This window comes from Streptomyces sp. NPDC021356, from assembly GCF_040641015.1.
In the GTDB taxonomy this organism is placed as follows: Bacteria; Actinomycetota; Actinomycetes; order Streptomycetales; family Streptomycetaceae; genus Streptomyces.
Genome location: NZ_JBFACU010000002.1, coordinates 274529 through 286596 on the forward strand (window position 1 = coordinate 274529; position 12068 = coordinate 286596).

Consider the following 12068-nt stretch of genomic DNA (forward strand, 5'->3'; position numbering starts at 1 on the left):
TTACAGGGCGCCCTTCGTGGAGGGCAGGATGCCGGCCGCGCGCGGGTCGCGTTCGCTGGCGTACCGCAGGGCTCGTGCCAGCGCCTTGAACTGGCACTCCACGATGTGGTGGGCGTTGCGCCCGTAGGGCACGTGCACGTGCAGGGCGACCTGGGCCTGGGCGACGAAGGACTCCAGGATGTGCCGGGTCATCGTGGTGTCGTACTCGCCGATCATCGGCGCCATGTTCTCGGGCTCCGTGTGCACGAGGTAGGGGCGGCCGGAGAGGTCGACGGTGACCTGGGCGAGGGACTCGTCCAGCGGGACCGTGCAGTTGCCGAAGCGGTAGATCCCCACCTTGTCGCCGAGCGCCTGCTTGAAGGCGGCGCCGAGCGCGAGGGCGGTGTCCTCGATGGTGTGGTGGGAGTCGATGTGCAGGTCGCCGTCGGTCTTCACGGTCAGGTCGAACAGGCCGTGCCGGCCGAGCTGGTCGAGCATGTGGTCGTAGAAGCCGACGCCGGTGGCGATGTCGGTCTTCCCGGTGCCGTCGAGGTCGATCTCGACCAGGACGGAGGTCTCCTTGGTGGTGCGCTCCACGCGCCCGACGCGGTTCATCCGCTCTGCTCCTGTTCCTTCTTGAGATCGCGCACCGCATCGAGGAACGCGTCGTTCTCGTCCGGGGTGCCGGCGCTGACCCGCAGCCATCCCGGTACGCCGTTGTCGCGGACCAGGACACCCCGGTCGAGGATCCGCTGCCATGCGGTGTGGGAGTCGGCGAACCGCCCGAACTGGACGAAGTTGGCGTCCGACTCGGTGACGTCGTAGCCGATCGCGCGCAGTTCGGTGACCAGCCGGTCCCGCTCGGCCTTCAGCTGCTCGACGTACTTCAGCAGTGTGTCGGTGTGCTCCAGCGCGGCCAGTGCGGTGACCTGGGTGATCGCCGAGAGGTGGTAGGGCAGCCGGACCAGCTGGAGGGCGTCCACGACCGCGGGGTGGGCGGCCAGATAGCCCAGGCGCAGTCCGGCCGCGCCGAACGCCTTGGACATGGTGCGGGAGACGACGAGGTGCGGCCGGCCCGCCAGGTACGGCAGCAGGGAGCGGCCGTGGCTGAACTCGACGTACGCCTCGTCGACGACCACCATGGACGGCTTCGCCGCCTGCGCCGCGTCGTACAGCGCGAGGACCGTTTCGGCCTCGACCGTGTTGCCGGTGGGATTGTTGGGGGTGGTGATGAAGACCACGTCGGGCCGCTGCTCGGCGATCGCCCGCTCGGCGGCGGCCAGGTCGATGGTGAAGTCCTCACGGCGCGGCCCGGAGATCCAGCCGGTGCCCGTGCCGCGCGCGATGAGCGCGTGCATCGAGTACGACGGCTCGAAGCCGATCGCGGTGCGGCCGGGGCCGCCGAAGGCCTGCAGGAGTTGCTGGATGACCTCGTTGGAACCGTTGGCCGCCCAGATGTTCTCGACGGCGAGCGGGTGGCCGCCGGTCCTCGTCAGGTACTTCGCCAGTTCGGTGCGCAGCTCGACCGCGTCCCGGTCCGGGTAGCGGTTGAGGTCGCGGGCCGCCTCCCGTACCCGCTCGGCGATCCGCTCGACGAGCGGTTCGGGCAGCGGGTAGGGGTTCTCGTTCGTGTTCAGCCGTACGGGGACGTCCAACTGGGGGGCGCCGTAGGGGGTCTTGCCGCGCAGCTCGTCCCGTACGGGAAGATCGTCGATCCTCACGTCGCTCACTTGCTCTCGGGTACCTTCCAGCCGAACCTCGCCTTGACCGCCGCACCGTGCGCGGGCAGGTCCTCCGCCTCCGCCAGCGTCACCACGTGGTGGGCGACCTCGGCGAGGGCGTCGCACGTGTAGTCGACGATGTGGATGCCGCGCAGGAAGGACTGCACCGACAGGCCCGAGGAGTGGCAGGCGCAGCCGCCGGTGGGCAGGACGTGGTTGGATCCGGCGGCGTAGTCGCCGAGGGAGACGGGCGCCCAGGGGCCGATGAAGACCGCGCCGGCGTTGCGCACGCGGTCGGCGACGGCGGCGGCGTCGGCCGTCTGGATCTCCAGGTGCTCGGCGCCGTAGGCGTCGACCACCTTCAGGCCCTCCTCCAGGCCGTCGACCAGGACGATGGCGGACTGCCGGCCGGACAGGGCCGGGCGGATGCGGTCCTCGATGTGCTTGGTGGCCGCGACCTGGGGCTCCAGCTCCTTCTCCACGGCGTCCGCGAGGTCGGTGGAGTCGGTGACCAGGACGGCGGCGGCCAGCGGGTCGTGCTCGGCCTGGCTGATCAGGTCGGAGGCGACGTGCACCGGGTCGGCGGTGGCGTCGGCGAGGACCGCGATCTCGGTCGGTCCCGCCTCCGCGTCGATGCCGATGCGGCCGGTGAAGTAGCGCTTGGCGGCGGCGACCCAGATGTTGCCGGGGCCGGTGACCATGTTCGCGGGCGGGCAGGACTCGGTGCCGTAGGCGAACATCGCGACGGCGGTGGCGCCGCCCGCGGCGTACACCTCGTCCACGCCGAGCAGGGCGCAGGCGGCGAGGATCGTCGGGTGCGGCAGGCCGCCGAAGTCGGCCTGGGCCGGGGAGGCGAGCGCGATCGACTCGACGCCGGCCTCCTGGGCGGGTACGACGTTCATGATCACGGAGGACGGGTAGACCGACCGGCCGCCGGGCGCGTACAGCCCGACGCGCTCGACGGGGACCCACTTCTCGGTCACCGAGCCGCCGGGCACGACCTGGGTGGTGTGCGAGGTGCGGCGCTGGGCGCGGTGGACGAGGCGGGCCCGGCGGATGGACTCCTCCAGGGCGGCGCGCACGGCCGGGTCCAGCTGCTCCAGGGCGTCCTCGATCGCCCGGGCCGGAACCCGCACCGATTCCAGTCGTACCCCGTCGAACTTCTCGGCGAAGTCGATCAGTGCCGCGTCGCCGCGATGATGCACGGCCTCGCAGATCGGACGCACCTTCTCCAGGGCGGCCGAGACGTCGAAGTCGGCTCGGGGCAGCAGGTCACGCAGGGCGGGGCCCTCGGGGAGGGCGTCGCCGCGCAGATCGATTCGGGAGATCACGTCTCCAATTCTCTCAGACCGCGCTCGGGCACCGTCCGCCTGTATCAATGGCTGATACAGAACCTGGGAACGCACGGTTCCGGCCTTCTGCCACAAGTCGGAAGATCACCTTCACATTCCGCGTTCAGTCCGTCACACAACGGGCATCACCGGTTGTACAAAACGACCGAACCGGCGAGTAGCTGGGGAAGAAGGGAAGAACCGTGACCGAGGGGACCGGCAGGCACGCCGGGGACCTGCCGGACGACCTGACCGACGTCGAGGCCGGGATGTGGCAGGCCTTCCGCAACGGCAGTGTGTACGACCTGCGCAGCGGGGACGCGGCGGTGGACGACCCGCACGGCCCGCACCCCTGGGGGCCCGAGCGGAGCGTACGCGCGCGCGTGGTCTGCTGGCTGCTGCTGGACGGACCGCCCGCGCTCGCCGGGCGGGTCTCGTCCCTGAAGCTGACCGGGCTGCGGATCACGGGCACGCTCGACCTCGCCGGGGGCACGGTGGTGCCCTACGTGGAGCTGATGGGCTGCCGGTTCGAGAACGAGGTGCTGCTGCCCGAGGCCCGCTTCACCACCGTGCGCCTGGTGGACTGCGCGGTGCCGCGCCTGGAGGCCGCCCGCGTGCACACCGAGGGCGACCTGCACCTGCCGCGCTGCCGCTTCCCGGCGGGCATCCGGCTCACCGACGCGCGGATCGGCACGGACCTGCTGCTCAACCAGGCGAGCGTGCACCACGACCGCGCCGGGCGGTCGATCGCCGCCGACGGGCTGATCGTGGGCCAGGACCTCCAGGCCGAGCTGCTCCGGGCGCACGGCGAGGTCAGCATGCGCGGCGCCAAGGTGGGCGCCTCCGTGAGCCTGCGCGGCGCCCAGGTGACGAGTCCCTACACGCGCTTCGCGCTGAACGCGCCCCAGCTGACCGTCGGCCGCACCCTCTACCTGACCCCGGCCGCCCTCGGCGCCCCGCTGCTGAGCGGGGTGACTCCCGCGCGCGGGACGCGGATCCAGCCGTTCGCGTGCCAGGGCGGGCTGCGGCTGGACGACGGGCGGTTCGGGGAGGCCGTCGACCTGGAGGGGGCCCGGTTCTCCTTCACCGACGAGCAGGCGCTGTCCCTGCGCCGGGTACAGGCCCCGGAGCTGCGCTTCCTCGGGGAGCGTCCGCCGCGCGGCCAGGTGGTGCTGTCCGGCGCGCGGATCGCCACCCTCGTCGACCGGGCGGCCGGCTGGCCCGGGCCCGGCAACCTGCACATGGGCGGCTTCGTCTACGAGAACCTCGTGCCGCGCGGCCCGTTCCCGCTGACCGAGCGCCTGGACTGGGTGGCGGCGGCGACCGCCGAGTACAACCCGGAGCCGTACGAGCGGCTGGCCGCGGTGCTGCGCGAGGCCGGTGAGGACGAGGACGCGCGCGAGGTGCTGCTCGCCAAGCACCGCCGCCGGCGCGAGACCCTGCCGCCCGCGGCCAGGCTGTGGGGGTACGTGCAGGACGGGGCCGTGGCCTACGGGTACCGGCCGGGGAGGGCCGCGCTGTGGATGGCGGTGCTGTGGGCGGCCGGGTCGCTCGCCTTCGCGCACGCCGGTCGTCCCGCGCCCGGCCCCGGCGGCGCCCAGCAGCAGTGGAACCCCGCCCTGTACGCGCTCGACCTGCTGCTCCCGGTCGTCGACTTCGGCCAGGCCAGCCAGTGGCAGCTGGACGGCCTGTGGCAGTGGCTCGCGGCGGCGATGGTCCTGCTGGGCTGGACGCTGGCCACCACGGTGGCGGCGGGGGCGACCCGCCTGCTGCGCCGCAGGTGACCCCGGCGGCGACGGTGCCGCCCGGACATGTGAACGCCGCCCGAACAATTGTTGAACACTCACCTTTTTGCCTGACCTTGACCGGGCGCCGTACAACTTTCCCCGGCTTGCTCCGGCCCTCTGGCGCGCCGCGACCTGCGGACTTTCAATGGTCGACACCATGGCTCTGCTGCCCCCCTTCATCCGCCCCACCCGGATGACCAGAACCCCGGCCCCCGCCACCGGGCCGCCGCCGGCCGGTCTGGCCGCCGACGAAGAGGTGCTCCTCGACGCGCCGGACGACCGGCTGGGCCCGGCCCTGGTCGCCGCCGCGCGGGGCGCCTACGGACCCGCCGCGCACCTGCTGGCCGGCACCCGGGAGCGGGCGCAGTGGGAGGACCGCGACGGCTACACGCGGCGCCTGGCCGCGTTCGCGGGCGCCCGCGGCGAGTGGCTGGACGCCTGGCGCGCCGCCGCGCCCGGCGACCCGGACGCGCTGCTGCTCACCGCCCAGCTCGCCGTGGACCGCGCCTGGCCCTCACCGGCCCGGGCCGAGCTGCTGCGCGGGGCCGGACCGCTCATCACGGCCGCCGCCCGCGCCGACGACCGGGACCCGGTGCCCTGGCGGGTCGCGCTCGACCACGCGCGCGGCAGCCGCGCCGGACACCGCTACTTCGAGGAGCTGTGGGCCGCCGCGGTCCGCCGCGCCCCGCACCACCACGGCTGCCACGTGGCCGCCCTGCGGTACCTGGCCACCGCCTGCTGCGTCCCGCCGGGGAACACAGGGCCCGGCTCGCACAGCCCTGACGCACCACATCACGCACGCGGCGCACACCCGCTCCAACGCACCTCACATGCACCGCAGGGCTCGCATGCACCGCAGGACTCGCATGCACCGCAGGGCTCCCACGCACCGCAGGGTTCCCATGCACCGCAGGGCTCCCACGCACCGCACGGCTCCCATGCACCGCACCGCTCGCAGGGCTCGCACGGGTCGCTTCGGGAGTGCTTCGACTTCGCCGACCGGGCCGCCCAGGACGCCCCCTGTGACGCCCTCGTGCAGGGCTTGCCGGCGCGGGTCGCCTTCGCCTGCCTCGCCGACGGTGGCGGGCCCTGGGTGGAGCGGTCCCGGCTGGAGGCGGCGGCGGACCGGGCGATCGCGCTGTCCGCACTCGTCCCGGCGGCGACGCCCCGGCACGCGGAGCTGCGCAACCTGCTCGCGTACGTCCTGGTGCGCCTGGACCGCCACGAGGACGCGCTCGCCCAGCTGCGTCTGACCGGCCCGTACGCCACCTCCTTCCCCTGGGACCGGTTCTCCGGCGACCCGCTCGGCCTGTTCCTGGAACTGCGCGCCGACGTCCGCTCCGTCCCGCTCACCAGAGCCGCGCGCACCCCCTAAACCGGGCGCGGCGGACGGGCCGGGGCGCGCGGCCATTAGGCTTTTGCGCCGTGACCACCGTCCGGCTTCCCCTCTTCCCCCTGAACTCGGTGCTGTTCCCGGGGCTTGTGCTGCCCCTGAACGTGTTCGAGGAGCGCTACCGCGCGATGCTGCGCGCCCTGCTGAAGACGCCCGAGGACGAACCGCGCCGGTTCGCCGTCGTGGCGATCCGCGACGGCCACGAGGTGGCCCCGAGCGCTCCGGGCATGCCCGATCCGACCGCACTGCCCGAGCGCGGCCCCGCGGCCGGCTTCGGGCCCGACCCCGCCAGGGCGCTCCACGGCGTGGGCTGCGTGGCGGACGCGGCGACGATACGGGAGCGGGCCGACGGGACCTTCGAGGTGCTGGCGACCGGCACCACACGGGTGCGGCTGCTGTCGGTGGACGCCTCCGGGCCGTTCCTCACCGCCGAGCTGGAGGAACTGACCGAGGAACCGGGCGACGAGGCGGGCCCGCTGGCCGAGGGGGTGCTGCGGTCCTTCCGGCAGTACCAGAAGCGGCTGGCCGGCGCGCGGGAGCGGTCACTGGCCACGGGCGCGGAACTGCCGGACGAGCCGAGCGTGGTGTCGTACCTGGTGGCGGCGGCGATGGTGCTGGACATCCCGACCAAGCAGCGGCTGCTCCAGGCGCCGGACACCTCCTCGCGCCTGCGGGACGAGCTGAGGCTCCTTCGCTCGGAGACCGCGATCATCCGTAATCTGCCGTCGTTGCCGTCCGCGGACCTGACGAGCGGCCCCACGAGCTTCAACTGAGGGAACGCGGGGCGACGGGGCGGACAGGGCGAACGGCGAGCACAGGGAGATCGGGGACGTATGGCGAAGAAGGCGAAGAAGCAGCAGCAGTCCGGGGGGACGCCCGCGACCGTGGCCCTGGGCGCGGCGGGCGTGGCCCACACCGTCCACTCCTACGACCACGACCCGGCCCACCCGTCCTACGGCGAGGAGGCGGCCGAGGCGATGGGCGTCTCCCCGGACCGGGTGTTCAAGACGCTGGTCGCGGACGTCGACGGCGCCCTGACGGTGGCCGTCGTGCCGGTGGCGGGCTCCCTCGACCTGAAGGCCCTGGCGTCGGCGGTCGGCGGCAAGCGCGCGGCGATGGCGGACCCGACCCTCGCCGAACGCACCACCGGCTACGTCCGCGGCGGCATCAGCCCGCTGGGCCAGCGCAAGAAGCTCCCCACGGTCCTGGACGCCTCGGCGTCGTCCCACGACACGATCTGCGTCTCGGCGGGCCGCAGGGGCCTGGAGGTCGAACTGTCCCCGGCGGACCTGGCCCGGCTGACGGACGCCGTACTGGCCCCGATCGGCCGGGCCTGAGGGCCCCGGGCCTTTCCCCCCGCCGCTCGCGCCTCCTCCCGAGCACCGCCCACCGGCCCCGCGCGGCTACGCCGGGGAAGGCCCCTCGTGGGATTCCTGGTCGTACGGGTCCGGGTCGCGGGGGCCGAAGAGGGCCGTCAGCGCGAGGTGCACCACCAGGGCGGCCAGCGGCCAGGCCAGCAGCGCGCCCTTGGCGCCCAGCCGGATCGGGGCCGAGAAGGTCTTCCCCTCGCCCACGGCCCTGGCATGCGCGACGACGTCCTGCTGGGGGCCGAGCCACACGCCGAGCCGCCAGGCCAGCAGCGAGCCGAGGAGCCCGCCGACGCACAGGGCCACCACCAGGGGCACTCCCCCGCGCCTGCGCAGCAGGAAGACCACCACCGCGCTCAGCACCCCGAGCCCGAGGGCCAGCAGCGTGAACGTTCCGTCGACGCCGATCGCCTGCTCCCCCTCGGTGTCCTTGAGGTAGACGACCCAGCTGTTCCCGGTGACGTTCCCGACCAGGGGGATGCGCGGCGCCAGCCACAGCCACAGGAGTCCCAGCAGGACACCGCCGAGCGCCACGGCCACCGTGACCACGGCGGCCTCCCGGAGTTCGGTCTTCATCCCGGGGCCGTCCTGTCCGTCCACCGGTCCAGCCGTCCCCGCGCCGTCCGCGGGCGCCTGCCGGGTCTGCTCGGGCGCGCTCTCCACGGGCGGCTGCGCCGGGGGCTGCGCGTCGCCGCCGGGCCGGGCGGGCTCGGAGGGCTGGGCGGGCCGCCGGTTCGGCGGCGTGGGAGGAGTCAACGGAGCGGTCACCCTGTCATCGTGCCAGGTGACTCTGTCAGCCGCGTCACCGGACGGCCGCCCGGCGGTAGGCCCAGGTGGCCACGGCCAGCGAGACCACCCCGACCCCGGCGCAGACCGCCATGTCGATGCCCACCCACGTCCAGTCCGGACGGTCCGCGAAGCTGCGGGCGTAGGCCTCCACGCCGTAGGTGGAGGGCAGCAGGTCGCGGGCGAGCCGGATGACCTCGGGCATCCGCTCCGGCGGCAGCACCCCCAGGAGCAGCGCGGCCGACATGCCCAGCTGCCCCAGCAGCGTGGCCAGTTCCGGCCGGGGTGCGAGCAGCCCGCAGGCGGCGCCCAGGCCGGAGAGCGCCGCTCCCGCGAGCGGGATCACCGCCACGAGCACCCACAGGTTGCCCAGCGGCAGCCCGAACAGCGCGCAGCCGAAGAGCGCGGTCACGAGCGTTCCCGGCACCGTGAAGGAGGCGTACGCCGCCGCCGCGCCCAGCACCACGGCCGCGGGCGGCACCGGCAGCGTCGCGTAGTGGTCGAGCCCGCCGCTGGAGCGCAGCTGCCCGAAGTACTGGGCGAGCAGGTTGAGGGCGACGTAGGCGACGACGACGATCGACGCGCCGGCCACCACGGACCGGGCCTCGCCGCCGCCGCTGACCACGCCCCGCATCATGATCATGATGCCGACGGACTGGAAGGTCGCCACGAACAGCAGCGGGATGCGCGCCACCCGCGCGCGGGACAGCTGGGCCCGGTACACGGCCGCGAGCGACGGCCACAGCCGCGCCCGCGGGCCGAGTTCGGCGACCGCCGCCCGGGCGGGACCGGTGTCCTGCGCGGCCGCCCGGCCGGCCAGCACGTCGGCGGGTACGACACTCACGTCGAACTGCTCCTCTGCTTCGCTGCCTGCCCCAGGCCCTGTCCACGACGTAGTCCGGCACCGCTCACGCCTTCACCAGCCCCTGCTGGGCGGCGCCGCCCAGCGCCAGGTACACGTCCTCCAGGCTGGGCGTGGTGAGGGTGAAGTCGTCCAGGGCGGCGAAGGCGGCGCCGCCGGTGACCGTGGCGACCACGGCGCGGGCCTCCTCGGGCGCGAGCCGCAGCGTCCAGCGGCGCCCGGACCGGTCGGCCCGCTCCTGGAGCGCGGCGACCTCCGGGACGTCCAGGGGCGCGCGCTCGCGCCACACCAGTTCGACCCGCACCTCGCCGGAGACCCGCTCCTTGAGGCCGGCCGGGGTGTCGCAGGCGATGACCCGTCCCCGGTCGAGGACGGCGACGCGGTCGAGGACGGTCTCGGCCTCGATGACGTTGTGGGTGACCAGCAGGACGGTGGTGCCGTGCTCGGCGCGGCGCCGGTCCACGGCGGACCACACGGCGCGCCGCGCCACCGGGTCCATGCCGGTGGTGGGCTCGTCGAGCACGAGCAGCGGGCGCTCGCCGACCAGGGCGGCGGCGAAGCAGGCGAGCCGGCGCTGGCCGCCGGAGAGCTTCTTCAGGGGGCGTGCGGCGATCGGCGCGAGGCCCAGTTCGCCGAGGACGGCGTCCCGCTCGGCGCGGGCCCGCCGCACGTCCAGTCCGCGCAGCCGGCCGGTCGTCTCGGCGGCGAGCGAGACGGTCAGCTCGTCCAGGGCGCTGGACTCCTGCCCGAGGTAGGCGAGGAGGCGGGCGGCCCGCTCGGGGTGGGCCACGATGTCGTGGCCGAGGATCTCGACGGTGCCGCGGTCGGGGCGCATCAGCCCGGTGAGCTGACGGACCAGGGTGGACTTCCCGGCGCCGTTCGGGCCGAGCAGTCCGAAGATCTCGCCGCGCCGCACGTCCAGCTCGATCTCGTCGGTGGCCCGTACCTCGGGGGTGCCCGGGGTGCCGCGCCGGCCACGGGCCGCGGGATAGGTCTTGGTCAGTCCGCGCACCGCGCACACGACGTCGCCTGTGTGCCGAAGTCCCGGTGCCGCGCGCGTACTCACAAGGGACGAGAGTACGGGGTCCGCGGGCTTTACTCGTCCTTGGGGCGACCTCTCCCGGTTCCTCCGGGTCCTCGAACCGGGGGTCAGTCGCCCGCCGGGGCGTGCTCGGCGGCCGTGCGGACGTCGATCTCCCGCCAGAACCCGGCCCGGATCGCGTACCGGTCGTGCTCGTCGATCTGGTCGTCCTTGTGCGCGAGCAGCCCGAACCGTGCGGCGTAGCGCAGCAGCTCGCCGTCGATGCGGTGTGGCACCCGCGGGTACATCGACGACAGTTTCTGCAGGTGGGCTTGGTCGCCGAGACGTCCCATCCAACGTCGGGCGAACACCTGTCCGACCTCGTACGGGTCGCCGCCGACGGTCGTGATGTCCTCCTCGCGGTCCGCCCACCGCTGCTCGGCCGTGGTGAGCTGGGCGAGGGTCGGCAGGGACGCGGCGTCGGGCGACTCGCCGGCCACGCCGGGCCGGTCCACCCAGCCCTTGTCGGAGGACCAGCGCAGGGTCGCGGTGGTGGGGTGCCGGTCGGCCTGCGGGGCGCCGGGGGCGCGCAGGGCGGCGAGGTCCTTGGGGGTGGGGACGCCCTTGGCGGTGGCCGGCAGCCGCTCCTCGGTGCCGCCCCGCGCGCCGGCGTCCACCGCGTGGCGCGGCTCCTCTGCGGGGCGCTCGCGGGTGGCGGTCAGGCCGGACTCGGGCAGCGGCGCGGAGAGGATCGCGGCGATCTCGGGGCGGGGGGCGGGCGGCGGTGCGCAGACGCCGCCCAGGTCCTTGGCGCGTACCGCCTTGGTGATCCACGTACGGTCCAGGACGCGGCGCTCGTCGGCCTCGGCGACCAGGTCCTCGGACTGGTTGTAGTCGCCGTCGGCGGCCTGCACGGCCCACAGGTGGACGGCGACGCCGTGCTCCTTGGCGGCCATCATGCCCGGCAGCAGGTCGCCGTCGCCCGTGACGAGGACGACGTCCGAACAGGCGCGGTTGCGCGCCAGTTCGGTCAGCTCGGCGTGCATGGCGGCGTCCACGCCCTTCTGCGCCCACCGCCCGTCGCTGCGGGTCAGCGCGCCGAGCCGGACGGTGACGCGGGGCATCACGCGCAGCCTGCGGTGCTCGGGCTGGGGAACGCGGTCGGGGGCGCCGTCGAACCAGTAGATGCGCAGCAGCGGCCGTTCCGTCTCGGACTCGGCCTGCTCGCGCAGTCCCTGGATGAGGGCGGTGTGGTCGACGGTGATCCGGGACCGCGACGGCTCCCCGGCGAGGAGGCTCGCGGCGGCCCCCAGCAGATACCCGGCGTCCACCAGGACGATGCAGCGGTCCACGCGGTCCACCCTCTTTCCGGGGAGGTTGCTCAGGTAGTGCTTCGGGCTTCTTTCGAGTCTGCCCGACGGCGCCGGGGTTAACGGCCCGAACTCGATCTTCGGCGTGGCGTTTCGGGAGCCCGTGGTCCGATGACCCTTGTTACGTACGGTAATTATCCGACATGCGTTCATTGTCGGCGTATGTGAATCTGGTCGCGGCCCTGGCCCCTAGATCCCCCGCAGGAGGCTGATCACCATGGCCAAGAACCGCAAGCAGGACCGCAGCCGGCAGAAGGCGTCCGTGGCCGCGAACGGCCCGCGCGAGACGGAGCACTCCGTGTCGGAACCGCAGCCCGAGCACCACGCTCCGCAGCTCAGTCCCACGGACGTGGCCCGCAAGGGCCGGCAGAAGCGCTTCGGCCACAACTGAGACCGGCTCGAGGGCCGTTGAGCGGGCCCTGGCATCCGCGAGGGGCGTACCCGATGCGCA

At 74.0% G+C, this 12068-nt stretch carries 12 protein-coding genes; 5 read left to right on the top strand and 7 right to left on the bottom strand.

The features are described 5' to 3' along the window. Genes hisB through hisD form a run of 3 tightly spaced genes read right to left on the bottom strand, consistent with a single transcriptional unit; the run spans position 1 to position 3031 of the window. On the bottom strand, positions 1 to 594 hold the full coding sequence (hisB, locus tag AB0G56_RS03430; protein WP_359066188.1) for an imidazoleglycerol-phosphate dehydratase HisB: 594 nt from the start codon (positions 592 to 594) through the stop codon (positions 1 to 3). Then, a complete protein-coding gene (locus tag AB0G56_RS03435) occupies positions 591 to 1709 on the bottom strand; it encodes a histidinol-phosphate transaminase (protein ID WP_360962894.1) in 1119 nt (372 codons plus the stop codon). Before AB0G56_RS03435 ends, hisB begins: the two co-directional genes overlap by 4 nt. Further along, entirely contained in the window at positions 1706 to 3031 is a 1326-nt protein-coding gene (hisD, locus tag AB0G56_RS03440; RefSeq protein WP_360962897.1) for a histidinol dehydrogenase, read from the bottom strand. The genes AB0G56_RS03435 and hisD overlap by 4 nt, the downstream gene beginning before the upstream one ends. A 203-nt stretch (positions 3032 to 3234) precedes the next feature. On the opposite strand from hisD, the gene AB0G56_RS03445 reads away from it, so the two are divergent. The 4 genes from AB0G56_RS03445 (at position 3235) to ybaK (ending at position 7548) form a co-directional block, all read left to right on the top strand. Next, positions 3235 to 4815: an oxidoreductase gene (locus AB0G56_RS03445; protein WP_360962900.1), complete on the top strand. Its 1581-nt coding sequence runs from the start codon at positions 3235 to 3237 to the stop codon at positions 4813 to 4815. 148 nt (positions 4816 to 4963) lie between these two features. Continuing rightward, positions 4964 to 6193 carry a hypothetical protein gene (locus AB0G56_RS03450; protein ID WP_360962903.1) on the top strand — a complete coding sequence of 410 codons (1230 nt, stop codon included), beginning with the start codon at positions 4964 to 4966 and terminating at the stop codon, positions 6191 to 6193. A 50-nt stretch (positions 6194 to 6243) separates the two neighbouring features. Beyond that, positions 6244 to 6984, top strand: a complete 741-nt coding sequence (locus AB0G56_RS03455; protein WP_360962906.1) for an LON peptidase substrate-binding domain-containing protein — start codon at positions 6244 to 6246, stop codon at positions 6982 to 6984. Positions 6985 to 7044: 60 nt separating this feature from the next. Continuing rightward, entirely contained in the window at positions 7045 to 7548 is a 504-nt protein-coding gene (gene ybaK / locus AB0G56_RS03460; protein ID WP_360962908.1) for a Cys-tRNA(Pro) deacylase, read from the top strand. A 66-nt stretch (positions 7549 to 7614) separates the two neighbouring features. Here ybaK and AB0G56_RS03465 read toward each other — a convergent pair whose 3' ends face one another. From AB0G56_RS03465 to AB0G56_RS03480, 4 genes are all read right to left on the bottom strand, one after another. After that, a complete protein-coding gene (locus AB0G56_RS03465; protein ID WP_360962911.1) occupies positions 7615 to 8346 on the bottom strand; it encodes a DUF2567 domain-containing protein in 732 nt (243 codons plus the stop codon). 34 nt (positions 8347 to 8380) lie between these two features. Continuing rightward, positions 8381 to 9208, bottom strand: coding sequence for an ABC transporter permease (locus tag AB0G56_RS03470; RefSeq protein WP_360962914.1), 828 nt, complete (start codon positions 9206 to 9208; stop codon positions 8381 to 8383). Positions 9209 to 9272: 64 nt separating this feature from the next. Beyond that, positions 9273 to 10247 carry an ABC transporter ATP-binding protein gene (locus tag AB0G56_RS03475; RefSeq protein ID WP_360963305.1) on the bottom strand — a complete coding sequence of 325 codons (975 nt, stop codon included), beginning with the start codon at positions 10245 to 10247 and terminating at the stop codon, positions 9273 to 9275. A 128-nt stretch (positions 10248 to 10375) separates the two neighbouring features. Continuing rightward, positions 10376 to 11599, bottom strand: a complete 1224-nt coding sequence (locus tag AB0G56_RS03480) for an NYN domain-containing protein (protein ID WP_360962917.1) — start codon at positions 11597 to 11599, stop codon at positions 10376 to 10378. Between the two features lie 235 nt (positions 11600 to 11834). On the opposite strand from AB0G56_RS03480, the gene AB0G56_RS03485 reads away from it, so the two are divergent. Then, on the top strand, positions 11835 to 12008 hold the full coding sequence (locus AB0G56_RS03485; RefSeq protein WP_360962920.1) for a hypothetical protein: 174 nt from the start codon (positions 11835 to 11837) through the stop codon (positions 12006 to 12008). Positions 12009 to 12068 lie beyond the last annotated feature (60 nt).

Bases quoted from the DNA above. Each gene is read 5' to 3' on its own strand.
- AB0G56_RS03485 (WP_360962920.1), top strand. From the start codon at position 11,835: ATGGCCAAGAACCGCAAGCAGGACCGCAGCCGGCAGAAGGCGTCCGTG.
- hisB (WP_359066188.1), bottom strand. From the start codon at position 594: ATGAACCGCGTCGGGCGCGTGGAGCGCACCACCAAGGAGACCTCCGTC.
- ybaK (WP_360962908.1), top strand. From the start codon at position 7,045: ATGGCGAAGAAGGCGAAGAAGCAGCAGCAGTCCGGGGGGACGCCCGCG.
- AB0G56_RS03450 (WP_360962903.1), top strand. From the start codon at position 4,964: ATGGTCGACACCATGGCTCTGCTGCCCCCCTTCATCCGCCCCACCCGG.